We start from the raw sequence: 25711 nt of genomic DNA on the forward strand, positions 1-25711 counted from the left end.
TGGTTGCCAACTTTATATATGTGTACTGGTGCACTTATTTTACTTATCTCACATCAAAAAGGTGCACAATACACACCATATAGGTCAGTATTGTGCACCTCCCTATCCTTTTGATATATTATTATGCTTCCCAATCAGCCCAATAAATTTAAAACTATTCACCCAAATTTTATTTACATATTCTAGTTTATTTGCTTAGAATCAATCTAAATTTATTTAACCTTTTAAAATCTATTATTCAATTACAGTTGTACATATAAAAAAAGCCCCATTTAATGGGGCTTTCAGAGAGTTTTAGCAATGAATGCTTTAAGCTTCCGTTTCACTTTCCACCTGCACTTCCTCCAATATGAAGGTAATGTCGAAATGCATGCAGTGGTCGGCTTCTAACATGAACACCCTTTTCTCCTGTTTGTAGGATTCTTTAGTGAACTGTAAGCTGTGCTGTCCGGCTGCCACATTGTAGAAGTAGAACTGGCCTTTTTTGCCACCCTTCTTTACTGGTTTCTCCTCATCCAACTGTATCCACACATCACTTACTGGCTCACCTTTTTCATTTTTAAAGCTGCCTGTAATCACCTTGGTCTTCTTTGGCAAGGCATCGGTATGTATGGCATTTCGGAATGCATTGTACAAGTCGGGATTGGCATCGGCAAAATTCGAATGCATGTTAGGCTTTATAGAATCGCACAACAAACGCTTAAATGCCTTTAATTCTGCATCAATCTTTTTGTTTAGATCCTTCTGTCGCAACCTAAATTCTTCAGGGCCAAACAATATGTCCAATGCCGCAGCATGCTTTGCCTCCAAGGCAGCCAGGCGCTCATCGGTAATTCCCGCTTCGGCCCTTTCGGCAGGAGCATCCTTCATTACCGTAATCATTTTGTCCACATTGGTAAGAATATCCTCATCCTTAGTTCTAATCAATTCAGATTTTTTACAGTGTTCAATCTTCTGAAATGGAACAAATTTTTTATAATTACCATAACTGCTCAACATGCCTTCTGCATTTGCCGTGTCAAGAATTAAATCATTAAAGATATCCTCCTTGTTCTGGGTTAATACCTTGCTGGTTTTTTCCTCTTCCTTTACTTTCAATGCTATATCTGTGTGGTATGCCACAGCATCTTCCAACATTGCCCACAAAAGCGGAACCAACTTCAATTCTTCTTCATTTTCATTTTTGAATGCAATTAATCTAATTAATTGTTCGAAAATCACTTTTTCATTATTATTCATACAATTCTCCTTTTTAAAGCGAGCCCAACATTGGGCATCACCAATTATTATTACTCATTACTAACTATTTACATTTTCCTCAAGTCGATTTCATACACCTCTTCACTCAATTGTCATTACCCTTTAGGTCGGTTGTTACCACCCATTAACTCAATTGTCATTACCCCTTAGATCGATTGTTACTACCCACTAACTCAATTGTCATTACCCCTTAGGTCGATTGTTACTACCCATTAACTCATTTGTCATTACCCTTTAGGTTGATTGTTACTACCCATTAACTCATTTGTCATTACCCTTTAGGTTGATTGTTACTACCCATTAACTCAATTGTCATTACCCTTTAGGTCGATTGTTACTACCCATTAAGTCGATTTCCATACCTCCTTAAGCCAATTGTGATGGTGTTTAAACTTCTTTGTGGATAGTAAGTCCACTCTTTTGTCAGCTCTGCTCAGCAATTTCTGTAATGCTTCTCCCTATTTGTTTTGTAGTTTTGATTGATTTCGGGAGTTCCTGGAAGAGAATTGGGTGCTTCTGAATCGTTTCCTCCCGCTGGTAGTCCAATTGCACATGGCACACGAACGTTGGTATCCTGCTTTAAGGAGTGATTTTTGGAATCTGAAACGATTTTTGGGAAGATTGTGAGTCTAATTCTGTGGTATAGAATTGGCTCACCTACGCACCAGAAGGGATGCGCAAATTGGGATGATTGAAATTTTTAAGCTACCGCAGTCAACGGTTTTCTGTAGTTCTTGTCTGTTTTTCATCAGAAGGAATTTTAGTTCTGTGTTCAAGCCATTCGCTCTACTCCTCTTTCGACCTTCACCTTCTCTATTGAACAAGTACTAATTTATGCCATTAATCTTTACGAGTCAATAGTTTAATTTATTTTAAACTAGATTTTGGTGTGAAATATATCACATTTTATTGCCTCAGTTTGGTCCTCTTTTTGAAGAAAGGCAACAGATTTCGTCGCAAAAAGCGAACCATCCCTTATCTGCATTGTAGTTGCGACGATTTGCTGTAGTCAATCATACCTGGGGCGCTGCCCCAGGTTATAATGATTTGAGCCCTACAGGCTCTTCCTTTTTGTTTATTCTGGTTTGCCTTTTCAAGTAATGCTCATTTTAATTACCTCACCTCGGTCCTCTCCTCAAGGAGAGGAAGTAGTCACAGGATGAAATAAAGCCGGTGTTTGTTATTTGACAAGCCATCCTCAAGCCAGTAGATTCCGTCGCAAAAAGTGAATCATTCCTTATCTGCATTGTAGTTGCGACGATTTGCTGTAGACAATCATACCTGGGGCGCTGCCTCAGGCTATAGTGATTTGAGCCCTACAGGCTCCTCCTTTGTGATTATTCTGGTTTACCTTTTTCAAATGGCACTCTTTTTAATTACCTCACCTCGGTCCTCTCCTTGAGGAGAGGAAGTAGTCACTGAATGAAATAAAGCCTGTGTTTGTTATTGGTGAAGCGGTGTTCCTTTCTCCTAAAGAGCCTGTCCCGGTGAATCGGGAAGAAAGATAGAATGAGGTATTTCTTGAGTCTAAGAACCACCAGATGAAGCAATGCAAATATTTGTTATTTGTCAAGCCATACTCAAGTCAGTAGATTTCGTCGCAAAAAGCGAATTACTCCAAATTAACATTGCAGTTGCGACGATTTGCTGTAGTCAATCATACCTGAGGCGCTGCCCCAGGCTATTATGATTTGCGCCTTACGGGCTCGTCCTTTGTATTTATTCTGGTTAACCTTTTCAAGTAATGCTCATTTTAATTACCTCACCTCAGTCCTCTCCTTGAGGAGAGGAAGTAGTCACTGGATGAAACAAAGCCTGTGTTTGTTATTTGTCAAGCCATCCTCAAGCCAGTAGATTCCGTCTCTAAAAGCGAATTACTCCAAATCAACATTGCAGTTGCGACGATTTGCTGTAGTCAATCATACCTGGGGCGCTGCCCCAGGCTATAATGATTTGAGCCCTACAGGCTCCTCCTTTGTGTCCTTTGTGAAATCCCTTCGTTTGCATTTGTGGTTAAACACAAAAAAAGCCCTCGGGATTACCGAAGGCTTTCTATATGAAGGTATATCTTTTCGATTATACGTATACTTTAGGCTCAATTTCGTTTCTAAGAACCATGTAACCGTTCATTGCAAGAGCTTTCATTTCATCCTCTCCAGGATAAACCACTACTGGTGCAATAAATGATACCATATCCTTGATGTAGTTCACCAAATCAGGGTTGTGAGCAATACCACCAGTTAATAGAATTCCTTCTACTTCACCTTTCAATACTGCAGCCATTTCACCAATTGATTTCGCTACCTGGTACGACATTGCATCCTGAATCAATTTTGCTTTTTCATCACCATCTTTGGCTTTCAACTCGATCTCGTAAGCATCGTTTGTTCCCATGTGTGCTACCAATCCACCTTCTCCTTTGATCATCTTCTTGATCTCATCAAGGGTGTATTTTCCGCTGAAACACATCTTTGCCAAAGCTCCTGTTGGCAATGAACCTGAACGTTCTGGTGAGAAAGGTCCTTCTCCGTCCAATGCGTTGTTTACGTCAACAACTTTTCCTTTCAAGTGAGCACCAACAGAAATACCACCACCCAAGTGTGCTACAATTACATTGATGTCTTCGTATTTTTTATCGATAGATTGAGCAAATGCACGTCCGATTGCTTTTTGGTTCAAAGCATGGAAAATAGATACTCTTTGGAATTCAGGGTGACCTGAAACTCTAGCTACATCAATCATTTCGTCAACCACAACAGGATCGGCGATGTAAGCTTTTGCTTTAGGCAATGATTGTGCAATATTGTCTGCAATCAATCCTCCCAAGTTACTAGCGTGCTCTCCAAGAATACCCACTCTTAGGTCTTCTTTCAAACGATCGTTCACTTCATAAATTCCAGATTCGATTGGCTTAACCAATCCTCCACGACCAACTACAGCTTCAATTAGGTCAATTTGAATTTCTGCATCCACCATTTCTTTCATGATGATGTTCTTGCGAAATTCGAATTGCTCTGTTATCTGATTGAATTCTGCCAATTCTTCCGCGGTATGCTTGATATTTTTCAAGAAAACTGATTTATCACCTTGAAATACAGCAATTTTAGTAGATGTTGATCCGGGATTAATTGCTAAGATTCTACGAGTTTCCATTAGTTATAAAAGTATGTTTGTGTTTAAGTTGTAATTATTGAGTGCAAAAATATCAAACCAAATTAGAATTTAATAGGATTTACACAGTATTTACATGCAAATTTACAATTAAAATTGATTTTAAGTTACAATTTAATACCATTTCGAGAAAATCGTTTAATATCCATTAGGGAAAACTCGCAATAAACGGGAGTTATAACTGATCTCACCCTTTTCCCTGTCGGGATTTTGTTCACACTTAATGTGTTCACGAGCTACACTTCGTTTCGGTTCCCTATAAGGAAAACACTCAGCTTGCAAATATTATAAATGATTCATCATTACCTATTCAAAATACCAATTCCAGATTTGTGTATAAAGAGTAGCATATTCCGTCGCAATTAAGCGAGTCATTTCATATCAGCATGGCAGTTACGAAGAATTGCAAAACCTAATCATACCTGGGGCGTTGCCACAGGCTATTAAGATTTGAGCCCTACAGGCTCTTTGTTTGACTTAGTCGGCTGTAACTTTAATGTAGAAGGACCTTTGTGGTTGAACTTTTTAATCACCTTACCTCAATCCTATCTTGAAGGAGAGGAAGTAATCAGTAGATAAAGTAAAGCCTGTGTTTTTTATTCGCAAAGCGGTCTTTTAACACATGAAAATTAGTAGAGCAAAATATTCCGTCGCAATTAAGCGAGTCATTTCATATCAACATGGCAGTTGCGACGAGTTGCAGTACCTAATTATACCTGGGGCGTTGCCCCAGGTTATTAAGATTTGAGCCCTACAGGCTCTTTTTTTGATTTAGTCGGATGAAACTTTAATGTAGAAGGACCTTTGTGGTTGATCTTTTTAATCACCTCACCTCAATCCTCTCCTGAAGGAGAGGAAGTATCCCAAATGGAATAGAGAGCAATTGATATTCAGAATCTATCCTATTTTAAACACAGCACTAATGCCACAAGTGCGAGTCCCGGAGACGCGTTCCTTTCTCCTAGAGAGCCTGTCCCGATGAATCGGGAAGAAAGATAGAATGAGGTGCAAAAAAAAGCTGATTAAAATAATCAGCTCCATCCTTTATATTTTGGTAAGTTATCTAATGCCATTCGTTCTGGCCTTGCCTCGAAATGATTGAACAGATCCTGATCTGGCCATTGCTTTACCGATCTCAATACTCTGCTCATTAGAACACTCAAATCTCTGGTAAAGTCGGATCCACGCCAGGTAGATGAGTTCGTAACGATCACAAAGCTATATCCACCAACCTGGTGTTTCATCAGTGCCGAAGATCCAGCCAATGTACCGGTTCTCCACCATGTTTTAGATCTTGTCCCCTTCCAGCCAATCGGACTTTGTCCATTTTTATTAGGAGTGGTCATGTAAGCAATACTTTTAGTCGATAGAATATCCGGATGCGCATCATCCCCATCGATAGCCAATAGGAACTTCATCAGTTCGGCTGCTGAAGCAACCCATCCTCCTGCGCCACCAAGCTCTTCAATATTGTTTCCTCCATTCGATCTGAAAACTGTTTTTCCTGATCCATCGAATGCTGAAATCTTAATGGCATTGGATTGTTCGTAATATTTCACCTCATTCGGGAAATGATCCTCTTCCAGATTTTTACCCAAATGCATATCGAAAACTCCTGCTGGATTCAACACATGAGCTTTTACGTAGTCTTCGTAATTTTCACCTGATGCTTTTTCCACCACCTTTTCAAGCATTACATATCCCAGGTTGGAATAACCTCCTCTACTTCCCGGAGTAAAATGCAACCTTCTCGATAAAGCAAACTGAATGGTAGTTTCGGCCGAAATAGGCGGCTTCACCTTCATTTTTTTAGCAATCGACAATGGCAAGAACATCGGATCGCCATATCTGCTTGAATAACCTGCCGAATGTCTCAACAAGTGCTCTACTGTAATTCGTTTGGTTCTCTTGTCTCTAATATTGGAATAGATGGAGTCATTTAAAATTCCATGCTCTCCAAACACATAATCATCCAGTTTTAGTTTTCCTTCTTCCTGCAATTTCATGATTGCCGTAGCAGTAATCAATTTTGAAACACTTGCAATTCTAAAAATATGAGAAGGTTCAACTTTTACTTCATTTTCAATATCAGCGTAACCATAGCCTTTGGCAAACAAAAGCTTTTGATCTTTAACAACTGCTACCGTTGCACCAGCTACTTCCCATTTTCTTAGGAATCGCTTAATCAAACGGTCAGCGCGAGCTGTTTCTACACTTTCTGAAAGACTATTTGAGATTCGGTGAGATACTGCCTCGATACTACTATCGAAGGCCAGGACATCGGTTCCTTGTTTTGAGAAACTAAAATTCCGGCTGCAAAAAACCAGAAACAATACTATTAGGAAAGAAAATATTCTTCTTATTACCATTCAATAAATATTCGTTCAACATGCACTTCCAACATCACAACTCATTCCAACAACAAGTTAACATGTTCTTTTCTACTCAATTCGCTACAAAAATGTTTATATTTTTTCGAAATTCAATTCTAAATTAGAACCATTTTAAAAATAACAATAATTTATTCATTAATCCTAAAATAAACTTATTTAATCACTAAAAAGTTTCTCTTTACAACAATTACATCCTCCTTATTTGCGTAATTTAGAATCAATATCAGCAAACTATTGATATTAATATCAAAACAAAAGCCATCGAAAATGTAATAACGATGGCCTTTCTGTATTATTTTACTTCTTACAACATTTTTTAGTTTTCCTTGCAGGAACAGCTCTCTCCTACCTGGTAGATGTGAACCTGATCGTCGAAACCTTTTACCTGCACCTCGCCCAAATCGGTAAAGCAACCTTTGCAATTCAGCATATCAACAAACTGACGACTAACCAGGAATTGTGTTTTAAAGGTTTTATTCAATTGCTCTATTCTTGAAGCCAGAATTACATTTTTACCAGCAATGGAAAACTGCTTTCTGATCTCATTCCCAATATTTCCTGTAATCACCTCACCCGAATGTAAACCAATTCCCACCTTGGTGGTACTGCCATTCTGATCGGTTCTTAGGTGATTAATGGCTTCCATAATCTCCAAGCCCGCGCTTAAAGAATCCTTGGCATGATTTTCATTTTTTACCGCAATCCCAAATGATGCCATAAACCCATCACCCAAAATCTGGTGTATGATCCCATTGTTCTTTTCTATGATTCTAATAAGAGGATCGAATATGGCATTCTGAAATTCGATGGTTTCTTCCGGACTTTGATGATCTGCCATTACCGTAAAATTTCGAATATCCAGAAACATGATGGAACCAACCACTTTGTGCCCGATGGTTTTATTTCGGTGAACAATCAACTCATTGGCTACTCCTTTCGACAACTGCTGGCCAAGCAAGGATTCTATTTCTTTCTGCTCTTCGATGCTTCCCAAATAATTATTGACCCTCTTTTTAATTTCGGATGCCACTACCCCTGCCACTATTCCAGCTATGAAAAGACCAATACTTCTCATTGTATAAATTTCCAGCAATTGATCAACATCTGTATCAGGTTGCAGATATTTCAACCCCCAAAAAGCAACAGTAAAATAACCTGTTCCTGCCAGAATTCCAGCTCCCAAAGAAATTTTGAATTCAAGGTGCATGGCAGAAAGCATTAACAAAAGAAAATAGAATATCAATCCATCGTATTCCAATATCAAAAGAGAATAGTCATACTTTACCACGTGATACAACACAATGGCTGGTAATACAAATTCCACAAACAGGTTAAGAATGATAATTCGTTTAGGAACATCAATATTATTCTTAATGGCACGACTTAATCTAAAGTAAACTCCCAATTGGAATAAGCAAAATACAAGCCACCAAACCAAAAGACTCAATCCATATTGATCCTGGTTTAAGTAATTGCGCAATAGGTTTGGAGCCAAATAATGCGCTACCGGAATTACCAATGAACCAAGAACAAATAAGCCTAAAATGATCCCTACTCTTTTGCGTTCTATCTTAAGGAACTCAATATGTAAAGATTCATTAAAACGTTGATGGTGATGATTGAACATGTTGCTAAATTTTAACTTAACAAATTAGATATATCTTTCTTCTCTTGATTTTGATTTCATTCTGATTTTCTCAGCAATTTCTGGATATTTTTTCAACACCTTATTGAACTCTTTCTTTTGAAGTTCATACAAATCGGAATATCCTACCGATTTCACAGTTGCTGTTCTTGTTGTCTTTTTAAATAAGGCAATCTCTCCCATAAAATCACCTTTCTTTAAAAGTGTCAATTGCTTTGATTCATCTGCCGACAATACCTTCAAACTTCCTTTCTGTACAAAAAACATTGAGTTGGCCGAATCCCCTATTCGAAACAAATAATCACCAGGAGTTAAGATTCTTGGGCTAAGGTATTGCGCAATATCTCTGACAAAATGATCGTCAACAGAAGAGAACAAAGGAATATCTTTTATCGTATTCTTTTTGAACTCTAACTGCAACTCATTTCTAAGTCCAAAAGGAAGTATTTCCATCAATTCGGTTTCATCATACCCCAATTTTTGCTTCCTTTCGTAGGTAAAGTAATCACTAATTCTGCGCTCTAAATCTTTAGAAATGTGCTGATAATGAATTAGCGCTCTTAGCTTTTCCATATTTTCTAAAAAGCGCTGTTCTGCAGGATCTTTCTTTGTGAAAATACCAACCACATTCCCCACAAGAAGAGCTAAAAAACCAACTCCTATAAACTGAAGAAAGATATTATAAAGCATTTCGGCATTTCCATGCGGTACCACATCACCATAGCCAACAGAAGTCAGGGTTGTTACCGTATAATAAAGTGCACGTACATAATTACCCACCTTGCTCAAACTCTCTTCCATTCCATGTATTTGTATCCAAATACAAGCAAACCAATGCGAAAATAAAAATGTTCCAATCCAAAGCAGACCAAAGGAGATCCCAGTACTATATCTTAAATTCCTACTTTGAAAATAGTGAGCCGTTCGAATCACTCTTACCCATTTGAACAATCTGAACAACTGAAATACAGGATTTGAAAACATTACCGCATATGGCAATATGGCCAGTAAATCAGCAATAAAGTATTTGCTGGATGAATAGGTATCCCAATAAACATCTTTTAAAAAGGCATGATTTTTAATTCCACGATATCTTAGAATACTTAAAAGCAAGTCAAGAAAGTAAAGCAAGGATATACACAAGTCAAGAGTCTTATACCATTCGAATCCCCTCAAATTAAAGAGGAAATCTAAGGGCATTAAACTCACTTGTAGCAACACGGCTACAATAATCAAGATTCTCCAAGCAGAATTATAAATTGACTTAAAGTAGTTCACAGACATTTGGATTAGAGTTCTTCAAAATAAATTGAATCTTATCGATTGCTCCAGTAAAAATAGACAAAAGCGCTATATTTATCGGTGAATGAAGAACTTCTTTGAAAAATTTATCCAAATAACTACCCTACTTACTCGTACCTTAAGGATTTAATAGGATTTGCATTGGCTACTTTTACCGAATGTCCACTTACTGTTAAGATGGCCAACAGCAAAGAAATGCTTAGTGCGATTAAGAAGTAATACCAAGGAAAATCTATTCTATACACAAAGTTTGATAACCATTGTTGCATTGCATAAAAACTTAATGGCCAAGCTATCACATTCGCAATAATTACACTTACACATAAATTCTTACTCAACAATACGATTAGGTTCACCTCTGTACTACCAAGCACTTTACGAATTCCTATTTCTTTAACACGTTGTTGCATTTCAAAAGAGACCAATCCCAACAAACCTAGTAAGGCTATAATGAATGCCAAAATGGTAAAGGATGTTAAGATGTTGGCAACTCTAACCTCTCCTTTGAACAAGGTATTGAAATCAGCATCTAAAAAGAAATACTCAAATGGTTCTCCTTTAGTCATTTTCATCCAAATTTTCTTCACCATTTTCATGCCTCCCATGATATTATCCTGCTTCAATTTCACCAACATGTACCTTTGATGATATTGAGGTGTATAAGTCAGGAACATAGGGAGAATCTTATCTCTCATCGATTCAAAATGGAAGTTTTTCACCACCCCAATTATTTCGATTGGCGTGCGTCCGGTATCAGAGAAGTTAGGTCGATACACATTCCTGCCTACAGGACAATCGGTATAACCTAAGGCATGTATTGCAGCCTCATTGGCAATAAATACTGAGGTATCGGCCAACCTGTCTTTATCGAACTTTCTTCCATCCTTCATTTTTAAGTCCAGCAAGTCAACAAAGTTTTCATCTACATGCATCAAGCGAAAATTGATCATATCCTCATTGCTGGCCCCTTCTCTATACATCGACCACCCATTTGTTCCACGCCCGGGAACCATTCCTGAAAAGGAAACATTATCAACCCCTGAATATTTAAAGAGCATTTCCTTTATGGTTTCCTTTTCTTTAGCATCAAAGGTATAAGCACGATCAACCACCATAATCCTTTCCTTCTCAAAGCCTAACTTCTTGTTTTGCATGAAATCAACCTGCTCTTTCATTACAAAGGCAGAAATTAATATCGCAATGGCCACTGTAAATTGGAACACTACCAAAGAAGCTCTAATTCTTTGCCCTATTTTCCCTTTCCTAACTTCTCCTCTCAATACACTCATCACTCGAAATCCCGACAATGAAAGCGCTGTATATGTTCCTGCAAAAAGGACAACAAATATGATCACTCCCAATACAAACAACAAGTAATCAGGTTGCCACAATAAATAAGAGGAAATATTTTTCTTGGCAATCATATTAAAGGATGGCAATATCAGTTCAATCAGAAAATAGGACAATATTCCTGCAAAAAAGGTCATGATTAATGTTTCAGCATAAAACTGCAACATCAACATCTCTCTACTGCTACCAAAAACCTTTCGAACCCCAACTTCATTGGCACGAGTGAATGATCTGGCTGTAGTTAGATTTAGGAAATTTACACAGGCCAGTAACAGGATAAAAAATGCGATGGCCGAAAATATATATATGTATTTGATATCACTGATTGGTTCTATCTGACCATCTGTAGTGGAATGAAGATAAATCTTTTCAAGAGGTTCAAGGTAATAGTTAAATTCATTTCCTGATTTTTCCCATTCATATATATCAATACCAAGAATGCTCTTTAGTTTTGGCCCCATGTGTTTTAAGGTAAAATCTCTGAATTTTGCTTCCAACTCTTTGTAATCTGTTCCTGGCTCCAGCAAAAAATAGGCTTGCATATAATCACTAAACCAATTATCAGCTTCTTCGGCACTGAGCTTCAAATTACAAACCAAATTGTAATGAAAGTGAGAGTTTTCAGGCACATCCTCTACTACACCTGTTACCGTGTATAAAGTCTTTTCTCCCATTCTAATCACTTTCCCCAAAGGATTGGAGTTTCCGAAATATTTTTTCGATGTCGTTTCTGTAATAACAATATTCCCAGAACCATGCAATGCAGTCTTGGGGTCACCATAAATAAACGGTCGATCGAATACTTCAAAGAAGGTGGAATCTGTCCTCAATAATTTATTTTCTACAAACTGCTTCTCTTCGTATGAGAAAAGAACATTATTCCTAAAGAGAGTTCGAACCGCATATTTTACTTCTGGAAAATCGGACTGTGCTGCTGGTGAAAAAGGAGCACATATGGAGTTATAATCTGTTTTTCTTTCACCCATTTTAGCTCTGGTTGCAACACGATATATATTCTCTGATTGAGAATAAAACTTATCATAGCTCAACTCATCTTGTACAAATAGATATATCAGAAACACGCAAGCTAAACCTATGGCTAAACCAACAACATTTATAAAGGAATACCCCTTATACTTCTTCATGTTGCGAAATGCAACCTTAAAAAAATTCAAAATCATCACACGTAGATAAAGGTTATGCATTTAAATTATCAATCAATATGCCACCAGCCACAACACACTTATTTACTGACCAATACTCCCTAGCACTTATCTCCCATAGTGTTCGCCTCCGCACATTTAATTTTCGATTATGGACAAAAAAAGAAGGAATGCAATTGCATTCCTTCTTCTAATATATTGTGATTCAAATTAGTCTAACTTGTGAATCAATAAACCTGAACGAAGTTTAGGCTCGAACCAAGTTGTTTTAGGAGGCATGATGTTACCAGTATCAGCAATATCAATCAATTGCTGCATAGATACTGCGTACAATGCAAAAGCAGCTTTCATATCACCGCTATCAACACGCTTCTTCAACTCACCTAATCCACGGATACCACCAACAAATTCAGCACGTGTAGTAGTACGAAGATCTTTGATATCAAGAAGATTATCAAGAACGTGGTTAGATAAGATAGTTACATCAAGAACACCAATAGGATCCTTATCATCGTAAGTACCTTCTTTAGCATTCATTTTATACCACTTGCCTTCCAAATACATAGAGAATTCGTGTAATTTAGCTGGCTTGTAGATTTCTTCTCCCATGCACTCTACTTCAAAAGTAGCTTCCAATTTAGCCAAGAACTCTTCAGCAGTCATACCATTCAAATCCTTAACTACACGGTTGTAGTCAATAATTTTCAATTGGTTATCTGGGAAGTGTACTGCCATGAAGTAGTTGTACTCCTCATCACCTGTATGATTTGGATTTTTAGCAGCAAACTCATCACCAATACGAGCAGCAGCTGCTGTTCTGTGGTGACCATCCGCTACGTAAGTTGCAGGAACTTTAGTTGCAAACAACTCTTCCAACTCTTTGTTAGTAGCAGGATCATTTACTGGCCAGAAATGGTGACCGAAACCATCTTCAGCAACGAAATCGTAAGTAGCTTCTTCGTTTTTAACGATATTTTCTACGATAGCATCGATTTCTGGTACAGCTTTGTATGAGAAAAACACAGGCTCTAAGTTTGCCTTAGTGTAACGAGTAAGAATCATACGATCTTCCTCTTTATCCGGACGAGTTAACTCGTGTTTTTTAATTACACCAGTTTTGTAATCTTCGCATGCAGCATTCGCAACGATACCGTACTGAGTACGACCATCCATTGTTTGAGCATAAATGTAGAATTTAGCTTCTTCATCTTGCTTCAACCAACCTTTTTCTTGCCACAAGTTAAAGTTAGATACTGATTTTTCATATACTTCTTCAGAGTGAACATCAGTTCCTGCAGGACAATCAATCTCTGCTCTTGTAATGTGTAATAAAGAACAATCTTTACCTTCAGCCATTTGAGCAGCCTCTTCTGAATTCATTACGTCATATGGAAGACATGCTAAATCTTTAGCGATATCTTGAGTAGGGCGCAAGCCTCTGAATGGTTTTACTATAGCCATCGTTAATATGTTTTTGTTGTGTTGTTAATTATCTTGATGAAATCGTTTGCTTACAATTTCATAAAAAAGGAAACAAGGCAAACTATTCTAGTCCCCTGCTTCCTTTTAATATTATCTAGTTTACTTTATAAGTAGTATCTCCTTTTTCGATACAGTTCACAATTTGATTTGCACCAGCAATACCAGCATTGATATTTGCTTCAGCAGTTTGTGCACCCATCTTTTTAGGAGTAAAGAAGAAACGGCCTTCAAATTTAGCAGCAATCTCATCTTTACAATCAGGAGCGATATCAGAAATGTATGCAAAATCTTTACGATCTTCCATCAATTTAATCAATCCTTCTTCATCAATTACTTCTTTACGAGCAGTATTTACCAAGATTCCCCCTTCTGGCATCTTGTTCAACAAGTCGTAATTAATTGATTTTTTAGTTTTGTCGTTAGCAGGAATATGCAAAGAAATGTAGTTACAAGTGCTATACAATTCTTCTACAGATTCAACAACTTTAACACCGTCAGCTTCAATTGCTTCCTTAGCTACAAATGGATCGAAAGCATAAACTTCCATTCCAAAACCTTTAGCAATTTCACCAACGTAACGACCTACGTTACCATAAGCATGGATACCAATTTTCTTACCTCTAAGCTCAACACCAGCTTTTCCGTTGTAACCATTTCTTGCCAAGAATACCATCATTCCCAACACCAACTCAGCAACAGCGTTTGAATTCTGTCCTGGAGTATTCATAGCTACAATTCCTTTCTCAGTACAAGCTTCTAGGTCAATGTTATCGTAACCCGCACCAGCACGAACGATAACTTTAAGATTTTTAGCAGCCTCGATAACTTCACGCGTAGCTTTATCACTTCGGATAATCATAGCATCTACGTCAGCTACAGCAGCCAATAGATCAGCCTTATCAGTATAAGATTCCAACAAAGCCAACTCGTAACCTGCGCCTTCCACAACTTCTCTGATACCATTAACGGCGGCAGGAGCAAAAGGCTTTTCGGTTGCAATTAATACTTTTGTCATTTTATTTGAAAATTAGAATTAAAAAAATAAAATGTCATTGCCAGCCAAATCGAAGTAATTCATCTGAATTACTTTAGTCGTTCCTCATGCATCTGAATGACGAAAAGCAGGAAATAAATCCTGCTCATCTAGATTTAATTATTTTACGTGTAACGCTTCAAATTCTTTCATGCAGTCAACCAAAGCTTGTACACTTGCTTTTGGTAATGCATTGTACGTAGAAGCACGGAATCCACCAACCGAACGGTGTCCTTTAATACCAGACATTCCTCTTTCAGTAGCGAATGCGAAGAATTCTTTTTCCAACTCTTTGTACTCATCAGCCATAACAAAACAGATGTTCATTAATGAACGATCTTCTTCGTTAACAACAGTACCTTTGAACATTGGGTTACGATCGATCTCGTTGTAAAGAACTGCCGCTTTTTCTTCGTTCATCTTCTGCATTGCAGCAACACCACCTTGTTCTTTGATCCACTTCAATGTTTGAAGAGCAGCAAATACAGGAACAACAGGAGGAGTATTGAACATTGATTCTCCTTTAATGTGAGTTCTGTAATCTAACATTGTAGGAATCTGACGATCAACTTTACCTAAGATTTCATCTTTAACGATTACAAAAGTAACACCTGCTGGAGCAAGGTTCTTTTGAGCACCACCATAAATTAACGCATACTTAGACACATCAACTGGACGAGAGAAGATATCTGATGACATATCAGCTACCAATGGAACATTTACATCCATGTCCTCTTTAATCTCAGTACCATAAATGGTATTGTTAGTAGTAATGTGGAAATAATCTGCATCAGCAGGAATTTCGTATCCTTTTGGGATGTAGTTGTAAACAGTTTCTTTCGAAGATGCTACTTCTACAACCTCACCAAAAAGGTTAGCTTCTTTTTGAGCTTTGTTTGCCCAAGCACCTGTATTAAGGTAAGCTGCTTTCTTTCCCATCAAGTTGTAAGGAATCATGCAGAACTGAGTAGATGCACCTCCACCTACGAACAATACTGAATATCCTTCAGGAATGTTCAATAATTCTTTGAACAATGCGATAGCTTCATCCATTACAGCTACGAACTCTTTGCTACGGTGAGATACTTCCATAACAGAAAGACCTGTACCAGCAAAATTTTTGATAGCTTCAGCAGTTTTTTCTACTGTAAAATCTGGAAGGATTGAAGGGCCTGCAGAAAAGTTGTGTACTTTCATTTTTTCAAACGTTTTAAATTTTTGTATTATTCCATATCCTGAGGCAAATTTGCAAATAAAAATTTATTTAGAAATGATTTTAGTTCTTAATTTCTATGTTTTTCAACAAAAAAATAATCATTTCCACCCCCTTCATATAGATTAATATTTACAGTCTGAAAAACAGCAATTTAACCCGCAGAAAATATTTTATTTTTGTTCTCTTTTTTATCAAGTCAATGGCAATATTTCGAATTCTTGATACATTCTGAAAGGACAACATGAGATTTATCACCCCAAGAAAGCTCAGAAACTGTCAGATTTACCTCTTCACTTGCTCAAAAGAGAGAAACAAATGTAAGAATTTATGTTATAACTCTCCTCCTATTTTTCACAAAAAAAGCAGATACTTATAAATAAGTACCTGCTTTTAATATCTCGAAATTGAAATTATCCTTTATAGAAAGGGATTTTAACAATTTTTGCTTTTAGTGCTTTTTTACGAACACGGATGAAGATTTCAGTATCTGCTTTGTAAAATCCTTCTTTTACATATCCCATACCAATTGCTTTGTTTACCATTGGAGCCATTGTACCAGAAGTAACTTCTCCAATTTCGTTTCCTTCAGCATCTTCAATCTTGTATCCTTGACGAGGAATACCTCTGTCAATCATTTCAAAACCTTTTAATCTACGCTTAGGTTTTTCTTCTTTTTGTTTTTCGAAGAATTCACGATCGATAAAATCGTTACCATCAACAAATTTGGTAATCCAACCTAAACCTGCTTCAATTGGTGTGTGATTGTCATCGATATCATTTCCATATAAACAGAAACCTACTTCAAGTCTTAAAGTATCGCGAGCTGCTAAACCAATTGGCTGAATACCGAATTCTTTTCCTGCTTCCATTACAGCATTCCAAAGTTTCTCACCATCTTCGTTTGCTACATAGATTTCACATCCGCCAGAACCAGTATAACCAGTTGTAGAGAAGATAGCATTTTCGATTCCTGCAACAGTAGCTTTCTTGAAAGTGTAATATTCCATACCTTCAACTGGAACATCAACAATTTTCTGCATTGCTTTAAGAGCCAATGGACCTTGAACTGCAAGCTGGCAAATTTCATCAGAAGCATTGTACAACTCCTTACCAACTTCTAAGCCCATTTCTTCTGCATTCTTACAACACCAGTTCCAATCTTTCTCGATATTTGCAGCATTAACTACCAAAAGATAAGTTTCTTCGTCAATTCTGTATACCAACAAATCATCTACGATACCACCTTCACCGTTTGGAAAACAGCTGTACTGTACTTTTCCATCAGATAAAGCAGCAACATCATTTGTTGTAAGCTTTTGAACGAAACTGAAAGCTTTTGGTCCTTTTACCCAAAACTCTCCCATGTGAGATACATCAAAAACACCTAGTTTTTCACGAACACATACGTGCTCATCTTTAACTCCAGTGTATTCAATTGGCATGTTATAGCCTGCAAATGGTGCCATTTTTGCACCTAGTTCTTCATGAAAACTAGTGAAAGCTGTTCTTTTCATTGTATTTTGTATTTAAGGTAATACCAAGCAATTGAATAAAATCAATCCCATTAATATTTACCTAAGAAAAAACTTAGTGAATTATGTTTGCGTTATTGTTAGTGCAAATGTAGAAAATTTTCTCAGATAAAAACCCAATCCTGAAATTACTTTACCCCTCCTGTTTTCTTTGCAATTCCCAATCGATATCCTCCTTTAAAAATTACAACAAAAGCATCTTGTACACCGCATGAATCGCGATATTTAGCAGCTTCTTCGAAAGTAGGGAAGCCTCCAATGGTATATTTGTGCCAACCTTCAATATATAGGTGTTCTATAACATCTCCGCCTTTGTACCTTTGAAATAAATCTTTTGGTCCCATTTCTCTTTTACAGGCAGCAATTTGAACTCTGTAAACAAAATCTTCTTGTACCAGCTCCTCTTTCATTTTTATCTCTTCAATAACTTCAGGCTGTCTCTTTACAGGAATATCAGAAACGACTACCGGTTTAGCCATTAGAGGAGCTCCCATTTTCTCATTATTTATTTCATTTGGAACCTCTTGAATACTTGCTTGCCCTGCAAGAATAACAGGTTCTTCAATTTTTTCAAGAATTTCCTTTTCTCTGTAGATATCAAAACCACCTACTCCACCTGATCTTTCAGAAGCAAAATAGAATCGACCAGTTTCATCCTCAAAATAGGTAATGTCATTGTCTGTACTATTTATTGGAAATCCTAAATTTTGAGGTCGCCCCCACTCTCCTGATTCTTTTCTTTCACACTTGAAAATATCATACCCTCCCATGGAATTATGCCCTTTAGAACTGAAGTACAAACTCTTCCCATCATTGGAGATAAAAACATCACTTTCATCGAATTCGGTATTAATATCTCCACCAATATTTATTGGTTTCGACCATTTACCATTCTCCTCTTTTGTGCAGTAATAAATATCGCAGCTTCCAAAACCACCTTTTCTATCACTGATAAAGTAAATCTCATTGCCATCTTTGCCTGTACACACCGAACTTTCTCTGGATTTACTCTCATTTATAAACTTTAACGCTTTACCTTTTCCCCATTTTCCACTTGAAGTTTTTGCAAAATACACATCTCCATTTCCTTCTCCTCCTAGGTAAATAATTGGAACTGTATCTATAAAAGACATTAAAGCAAGGTTGGATTTACTTGGTGTATTTACAGATACGCTGTAAATATTTTCAGACGTATCTTGTACAAAAATCTTCTCATAAAACTTTTGATCTTCCAATGATCTTGAGTTCTTCTCATTTCCCCTTCTTGAACTAAAATAAAAGTCATTACCATTCAATACCGGATTGAATTCATCATATGCAGAATTCACATCCTCCATCAACTCAACCTCCAAACCTGAAGTGTTATTCAAAAATTGCTTTCCATTCTTACACTCACCTATTCGCTTTTCGCTTAATGCTATTAAGTCTTTTTTGTCCTTGTAATTGTTCTGTTGAACCAATTCAATATTGATTTTAAATTGCACAATTGCCTTATTAAAATCATTGCGATATTGATATGCCATTCCGAGTAAGAAGTGAATATCTTCGCTAATGTCGGCGTTTAGCTTTTGTGCAGATTTTAAATATGTCAAAGCCTCATTTCTTGGACCTGAAATCAAATAACATACACCTAAATTGTAATTCAACTCCGCATTTTCAGAATTCAATTGATGCGCCTCCTTAAACAGGGGTATAGCCTGACTCACAAAACCTTTACCTTTTTGACCAAGTTCGATTGCATGCAGAATTTTCTTATAGGTAGCTTTTCTTTCCTTAACTCCTTCGAGGTAGTCCGATTTTTTAACATGCAATAAACCTTGAGCATGTACAGAGGTAAAAAAAGTAAGCAATAAAACAGATAGGATAGTAAATTTCCAATTCATAGAGATTAGTAGTTTGTTAACGATTTGTGTTTAATGGGTAACGAATGCAAATTTAATTTTTCTATACACTAATACTGATAATAAAACAAAATGTTTCCTTAAAAGAGAAAAGTGGAACAAAACATCCACTAAACAACAGAATTTTATGCCTCTACTCAATCCTAAAACAGATAGGTAATTTGAAAATAAATTAGTATCATTGCAATATTATATGAAGTAAAAACCACACAGATTTACAGGGCTTTTAAAATACTCCTGTTGATTTGTGATTATTATTTTATCCTGCAGAATGACTCAAGGAGAACAACTCACCGATTTATCCTATTTAAAGGAAATGTCAGGTAACGACATTAGTATTATCGAAGAAATGATCGAGATTTTTATCGAACAGATTCCAGAATTTACAGAAGAGGTTTCGAACTATTTTGAAACACAAAACTGGGAAGGATTAGGAGCTGTTGCACACAAAGCAAAATCATCAGTTCGAACGATGGGAATGGATAGTATTGGAGATTGTTTGGAACAATTAGAGCATTTTTCAAAAGGAAATCTTAAATTTGAGTTACAGATAAAAAAAGAAAAGGGTGTTGAGTTAAGTCCTGAAGATGAAAAGAACTGGAGTAATGTGATGCACGAAACGACTAATGATGTTGAAATGAAGCACATTCCCGACTTGGTTGAGTGTTTTCTTTCAAAATGTCCGCTGGCCGTTGATGAACTTAGATCAAACCTAAAAAAACTTTAAACCATACTTACCATGAATATTGAAACCAAAAACATTGATTCTGTTACGATAATGAAACTTTGCGAGACCAATCGTTTGTATGCTTTAAATGCTGGCATTGCAAAAGATAAGATGAACGAAGTTTTAACTCAGCCACAAACAAGACTTGTTGTTGATTTTGAAGATATTAATTTTATTGATAGTTCTGGATTTGGAGCACTTATTTCTGCCCTAAAAACATCAAAAGAGCACCAAAGCAAAATAAAGCTTTGCAATATCAATAAAGATGTAATGGAATTGATTGAATTAATGCAATTGGATTCTATTTTTGAAATTTTACAGGATCCTACCGCTTGTGTAAACAGCTTCTCGGCAGAATAATAAGCCAATATGGCCAAGGCCTCACCGCATATACTCGTTGTAGATGACGATGTTGTTGTGCTTAAGTTTATAGAGTTTACACTAAAAGGCTTAAGCTACAAAACAACATTGGCAAAGAATGGTATTGAGGCCATTGACAAAGCCAAAGCCGAGCATTTTGATCTAATAATTTCGGACCTCTACATGCCTCTTATGGATGGCAATGAGTTGGTGCGTCATTTTAGGAACACCCCCGAATACAAGCATACGCCTTTCATCTTTTTATCAGGTAACAACGAAGAAGAAACCTGGATAAAAAACCTAAACGATGGTGCCGATGATTTTATAACAAAACCAATCAAGCAAAAGGTATTTGTTTCAAAAATTAATTCGCACTTAAAAAAGGCATTCCTCAGAAAAGAAATTATCGCAGGAAAAGAAAAGTCGGACATTAGTTACGAAAAGGGTACAATCATTTATTGCGCCAACAGAACCAGACCTTTTCCAATTCCACGCAAACTTGTAAAAACCAATATTAAAGTTGTTTATACCGATTCCGATTTTTTCATGGCTCTGCAGGGAGCTAATAATTGGGGAATCATTATCGATGATGCCGCTGCATGGGCAATGGTGATTCTCGATAAAATTGTTGAAATCACATCGACTCACGTACCTTTGAGCTTGCTAATTTCAGATCCGGCAGATTCTGAAAAGATGGATGAATTTTTAAAGTTAAAAATCAGCACCTTTTTGTATAAAAACCTAGATGCTAAACTAATTGTCCATCAAATTAACTCGAATATCCAAAGAGAGCATGAGCTGAAGAACAAATACCTTAATGCTTTAAACACAGCAGCCAAAAGATCGCCAATCCGATTTGAAAATGAGTTTTCAGATGAATTAAATGATTTCCAGATCCGCATATTACACGAGCCATACGATAAATTGCCTGGTGGCGATTATTATGAAATTATTAATGTGGATGAGCATTGTAAAATTGTTGTACTGGGCGATGTAATGGGGAAAAAATGGGATGCATGGTTCTTTGTTCCAGCATATATTGCATATATCAGAAGTACAATCAACTTTTTCCTGAATCGTCAGGAATTTGATTTTGTAAAGTCTCCTGGAAAATTTCTGGATATCATCAATCAATACATATTTAAAGACATGCAGCTCACCGAGGTGTTTACTACTCTAAGTGTGATTTCGATTTGCACCAAGCGAAACAAAATCAGCGTTGCCTCTGCTGGTGCCTTACGTCCATATTACTACAACAAATCGGAAGGTACCATATCTCAATTAAACATTGTAGGAACTTTATTAGGCGTTATAAAAACAACCAAATATCAAAGTTTGGTTCATGATTTTAACAAAGGAGATAAAGTTTTATTCTACACGGATGGCTATACCGAAGCGGTTAACGACAAGAACAATGAAATGATTGGAGATGATGCATTGTTTCATTCATTAAACAAGTTTAAACTAGATAGTGAACTGCAGCCACAAGACATAGAAGAAGAACTTACCAAAACCTACAATGTATCTAAATTCGACGACGATCGCACTCTTCTGTTAGTGCAGAGAAATTAGTTTCCCCCTCATTAATTTTCAAGTTTTTTTTAGCACATTTGCCCTAAATATCAAAAACGGATTAAAATGAATGAAGTAGTTGGCTGGATTGGTAGTTTATTATTTGCCATTTGTGCTTTACCACAGGTAATACACACTTTTAAAACCAGAAAAACAGATGATGTAAGCGAAATATTTCTTTGGCTTTGGTTTTGGGGTGAAGTGTTTACATTTACCTACATTTTGGTGGATGATATTACCAGTAAGAATTACCACATTCCTCTTTATTTTAACTACTTATTTAATTTGTTACTTTTGTTTTACCTGATATATGCCAAATATACATACAACAGTAAACCTACTGGCTTGGCATTACTCTTTCAAAAAATTAGAAAATAATACCTTGAGTTTGTACACATCACAAATAGTAGGACTATTTACAATGCTTTTATATTACTTCTGGTTACTTCCCCATTCCTTATGGATATAAAAGCATTCATTTCTCCTACTTACGCATTGCTTCTTTCTACTTTCTCATTCATTCTTCTTACTTACGCATTCATACTTCTTACTTTTCCATTCATTCTTTCCACTTACACATTACTTCTTCTTACATTTTCGTTCATTCCTTCTACATTCACAGTACTTACTGTTACTTATCGATTCCTTTTTGTTTTTATATCGGTCGTTTCATCGACATAAATATTCCCATCGCTTACTTTCACATTACTTCTTTCTACTTTCTCGTTCCTTCTTCTTACTTACACATTCCCTTTTGCTACTTTCCGATTACTTTTAGCTACATATTCTTGCAATTTGGTTGGGTATTTAGGGATGACTTTTATAATTAGACACAAACTATTATCAAAACAAAAAGAGCTGTAATCAATTGAATTACAAAATTCAACAATTACAACTCTTAAATATTTTCAATCTCCCCGAAAGGGGATATATTAATGTCGTGAAACCGTATTCTTAATTTTCGTTCTTACTTCTAAGGACTCATCGGAAAGTAAGAAGTTCTTTGTAGAATTAGGAAGGAATTCCAAAACTTCTTGCAATCGATCTTCTCGTATTGCCTGTCTTACTTTCGATGCTGAAATATAATTATCTTCTCCTCCGCAAGTAATTCTTGGTATTTCCAGTAAATCAACACCATTGCTTGGAAGATATTTGATCATAGCTTCGTTATAAGCAGCAGTTACCGGAGAATACATTTCGGTTCCTACATAACGCTTGTTGATATTCAAAACCGGAACAATGTAGCTTAAGAAAGTGATTACATCTAACTCGGCTTGTTTAGCAGAAATGTCACTTTCTTTTTCTTGTTTTAAGAAATAACATGGGAAAATGGTTCCTGAAACTACATAGTTCCCTCCTTTTACCATTACAAGATTATCGATATGGCCCATTTCTTCTTTAATTAACCTCCATCTAATATCGAAGGTAAATGAAGATCGATCTTCTTCAACAACAAAAAGGTATACCAACCTATTCTCTTTGCATGCTTTCTCGATTAGATACTTGTGTCCCTTGGTAAATGGATTACAGTTAACAACAACAGCTGCAATATCGCCAACACTCACGTCCTTTTTTACCGATCGCAAGTAGTCCTGGTAAGTTTTGATGTTTTCGTAACCAAACTCCAAAACAGAAAACAATGGCTCTGCCGTTGCAATCTCGGTAAAACCAAGCCCCTTAAACACCTCAAGGTTACGTGGCTTTGTGTAAACAAAAATGTGCTTGTGCTTTAATATTACCAAATCAATAAGGTGAGTTACAATTTGTGCAAATGCAGCTCCTTCTCTAAATTTTGGCGCTACAGCAACATACTTTAAAACTCTCCCCTTATACGATCCTGTTCCAATAACCTCATCGTTTAGATTATACAAAATCATTGTATAATCAACCTCATGCTTATTGAAATCAAATCCCAATGGTTCCAAAAACTCGGTAACCAGCTTTATATCGAAGGGGTTCTTCAGATCCAAAGATTCTTCTCTGTAATCAGTATTTTCAACTCCCATTTTTTCCGTTAGTTTAGTTTTGTTAGGTGTGTGTGATAGTTTTTAAATCAAGAGTCAATATTATTGGATTTTGTCAAATATCAATGCTTTTTCGATATGTTTCAGAGATATAAGAAGAATCCAAAATCATGATATATGTTATTTGTTTTATCTTAATGTTTTGTTATAAATGAAAATTAGGCATGTTGCTTATTTGCGGTAAAGATAAAATAAGAAACCGCTAATAAATCAGCCGAACCTCCCGGAGATATGTGATTTTTTTCACAGTAATCGATCAAATCATTGTATAGAACTTCAAATTGATCATTCTCGAAATTCAAAAATGCTTCGTTGGCTTTTTGCTTTAATCCATCTAAAACCTCAACTCCTTTTCGATATAGAATATTACTATCGTCGTTATTGGCAATTAAAGCCAGTAAGGCATGGGTTAAAGATTTGTGTAAGATTTTATCATCGGTGCGCTGCTTGTTCTGCAAATGGGATTCTAAAACCGGAATTGCATGCTGAAATACACTTGGTAAACCAGCCTGTATTTCACCACGAATGCCTTGTCCTTTCGTTCCATATTTCTCGAAACAAACTTCACCATGCGTTTGGTTTCCATTATACAACTTCCTTCCCAACTCGCGCTCTACCAAATTGCCATTTAAATCTTTAATCAGATCTACAAAAGCTTGATAGGAAAAACTTCTTTTTGCGATTAGATGCGCACTCACAAACAAAGAGAATCCCAACAAAAAGATTGCTCCTTTGTGTGTATTTATTCCATTGGTTTCACGAAACATATCTTCCTCCATGAGCAAACCAATACGTCGTAACTCAGGAAGAGCTTCTTTCAAATCCTTATTTGTATAGGAAAAACCATATTCAGCAATCTCCTTAAAGTAAACCGACAAAACCGATGCGGAATCGATAAAAGTAGAAAAGTCCATGTCGTCATGCGAACCATTGGAATTCCTATCGACCAAACCCGGTTTGGGTGATAAGGCCACCTCGTGCAATAAAGATTTCAAAGCATTCGATGCTAAACTTTTACAAACCTCATCTTTCCTTATCAAGGATAGATATTGATCCATATCCTCAGTAATCTTCTGTCGAATGTCAGCATAAGAATGATTCTGCTCTCGCATACATACCAAAGCTGGCTTTTCGTTACAGAAATAACACAACTTTGCCTTGCCCGAAGATACCGGACCTCCTTTGGAATTGGTGATGTCCACATCCAACAAACGACCCAAAGAATGTGTTTCTTCAAACTTTTCGGTGATTTGCTTTATTTCATCGATTGAATAGGAATTTTCAAGAAGTGGAACCAAGTAGAAATCGCCAGCTACATCAACAGCACAGTGCTCTTGCTTTGAATCAATCAAGATTCTATGCGATAACAAATGGCGCTTAAGTTCAGCCAATACCTGCTTAAAACAAGAATGAATTTTATCATCAGACTTTGGAAATCCTGGAATATTCAGGTTCAAACTTAAAGATTCTTGTCCAGACTCTGAAATTCCTTTTCGCAAAACAGATCTTTGATCTCTTGCCTTTAATATTTTCCCTAACACATCACTCATTCCTGCAAATCTCTTTAAAGACTTATAAAA

General features: G+C 36.6%; 17 protein-coding genes. 4 read left to right on the forward strand and 13 right to left on the reverse strand.

Annotation, left to right across the window (positions count from 1 at the left end):
- Positions 1–309: 309 nt before the first annotated feature.
- From DF185_RS10745 to DF185_RS10795, 11 genes are all read right to left on the reverse strand, one after another.
- Positions 310–1239 carry a hypothetical protein gene (locus DF185_RS10745; RefSeq protein ID WP_110360750.1) on the reverse strand — a complete coding sequence of 310 codons (930 nt, stop codon included), beginning with the start codon at positions 1237–1239 and terminating at the stop codon, positions 310–312.
- Between the two features lie 2097 nt (positions 1240–3336).
- Complete coding sequence (gene buk / locus DF185_RS10750; protein WP_110360751.1) at positions 3337–4413, reverse strand: butyrate kinase; 1077 nt, start codon at positions 4411–4413, stop codon at positions 3337–3339.
- A 1049-nt stretch (positions 4414–5462) separates the two neighbouring features.
- Positions 5463–6800, reverse strand: coding sequence for a serine hydrolase domain-containing protein (locus tag DF185_RS10755; RefSeq protein WP_110360752.1), 1338 nt, complete (start codon positions 6798–6800; stop codon positions 5463–5465).
- A 340-nt stretch (positions 6801–7140) separates the two neighbouring features.
- Positions 7141–8451 (reverse strand): adenylate/guanylate cyclase domain-containing protein, encoded by a 1311-nt coding sequence (locus DF185_RS10760; protein WP_110360753.1) that lies wholly within the window; start codon positions 8449–8451, stop codon positions 7141–7143.
- A 24-nt stretch (positions 8452–8475) separates the two neighbouring features.
- The gene (locus DF185_RS10765) at positions 8476–9747 is read right to left on the reverse strand and encodes a cyclic nucleotide-gated ion channel (protein ID WP_165836009.1); all 1272 of its coding nucleotides are present in this window, start codon (positions 9745–9747) and stop codon (positions 8476–8478) included.
- A gap of 131 nt (positions 9748–9878) precedes the next feature.
- Positions 9879–12266: an ABC transporter permease gene (locus DF185_RS10770; protein ID WP_165836010.1), complete on the reverse strand. Its 2388-nt coding sequence runs from the start codon at positions 12264–12266 to the stop codon at positions 9879–9881.
- 228 nt (positions 12267–12494) lie between these two features.
- The gene (locus tag DF185_RS10775; protein ID WP_110360756.1) at positions 12495–13745 is read right to left on the reverse strand and encodes a DUF1015 domain-containing protein; all 1251 of its coding nucleotides are present in this window, start codon (positions 13743–13745) and stop codon (positions 12495–12497) included.
- Positions 13746–13860: 115 nt separating this feature from the next.
- Positions 13861–14781 carry a 3-phosphoglycerate dehydrogenase gene (locus DF185_RS10780; RefSeq protein ID WP_110360757.1) on the reverse strand — a complete coding sequence of 307 codons (921 nt, stop codon included), beginning with the start codon at positions 14779–14781 and terminating at the stop codon, positions 13861–13863.
- A gap of 138 nt (positions 14782–14919) precedes the next feature.
- Positions 14920–15996 carry a 3-phosphoserine/phosphohydroxythreonine transaminase gene (gene serC / locus DF185_RS10785; RefSeq protein ID WP_110360758.1) on the reverse strand — a complete coding sequence of 359 codons (1077 nt, stop codon included), beginning with the start codon at positions 15994–15996 and terminating at the stop codon, positions 14920–14922.
- A gap of 429 nt (positions 15997–16425) precedes the next feature.
- A complete protein-coding gene (gcvT, locus tag DF185_RS10790; protein WP_110360759.1) occupies positions 16426–17529 on the reverse strand; it encodes a glycine cleavage system aminomethyltransferase GcvT in 1104 nt (367 codons plus the stop codon).
- A gap of 146 nt (positions 17530–17675) precedes the next feature.
- Complete coding sequence (locus tag DF185_RS10795) at positions 17676–19430, reverse strand: tetratricopeptide repeat protein (RefSeq protein WP_110360760.1); 1755 nt, start codon at positions 19428–19430, stop codon at positions 17676–17678.
- 289 nt (positions 19431–19719) lie between these two features.
- On the opposite strand from DF185_RS10795, the gene DF185_RS10800 reads away from it, so the two are divergent.
- The 4 genes from DF185_RS10800 (at position 19720) to DF185_RS10815 (ending at position 22485) form a co-directional block, all read left to right on the forward strand.
- The gene (locus DF185_RS10800) at positions 19720–20175 is read left to right on the forward strand and encodes an Hpt domain-containing protein (protein WP_110360761.1); all 456 of its coding nucleotides are present in this window, start codon (positions 19720–19722) and stop codon (positions 20173–20175) included.
- 12 nt (positions 20176–20187) lie between these two features.
- A complete protein-coding gene (locus DF185_RS10805; protein WP_110360762.1) occupies positions 20188–20535 on the forward strand; it encodes an STAS domain-containing protein in 348 nt (115 codons plus the stop codon).
- A 9-nt stretch (positions 20536–20544) separates the two neighbouring features.
- Positions 20545–22107 carry a response regulator gene (locus DF185_RS10810; RefSeq protein WP_110360763.1) on the forward strand — a complete coding sequence of 521 codons (1563 nt, stop codon included), beginning with the start codon at positions 20545–20547 and terminating at the stop codon, positions 22105–22107.
- A gap of 66 nt (positions 22108–22173) precedes the next feature.
- Positions 22174–22485 carry a PQ-loop repeat-containing protein gene (locus DF185_RS10815; RefSeq protein ID WP_110360764.1) on the forward strand — a complete coding sequence of 104 codons (312 nt, stop codon included), beginning with the start codon at positions 22174–22176 and terminating at the stop codon, positions 22483–22485.
- A 554-nt stretch (positions 22486–23039) separates the two neighbouring features.
- Here DF185_RS10815 and citC read toward each other — a convergent pair.
- Together citC and DF185_RS10825 are read right to left on the reverse strand one after the other, a co-directional pair.
- Positions 23040–24113, reverse strand: coding sequence for a [citrate (pro-3S)-lyase] ligase (citC, locus tag DF185_RS10820; RefSeq protein WP_110360765.1), 1074 nt, complete (start codon positions 24111–24113; stop codon positions 23040–23042).
- A 176-nt stretch (positions 24114–24289) separates the two neighbouring features.
- Positions 24290–25681, reverse strand: coding sequence for a triphosphoribosyl-dephospho-CoA synthase (locus tag DF185_RS10825; protein ID WP_110360766.1), 1392 nt, complete (start codon positions 25679–25681; stop codon positions 24290–24292).
- Between the last annotated feature and the right edge of the window lie 30 nt (positions 25682–25711).

The sequence above is a fragment of the Marinifilum breve genome (assembly GCF_003202155.1).
Classification (GTDB): domain Bacteria; phylum Bacteroidota; class Bacteroidia; order Bacteroidales; family Marinifilaceae; genus Marinifilum; species Marinifilum breve.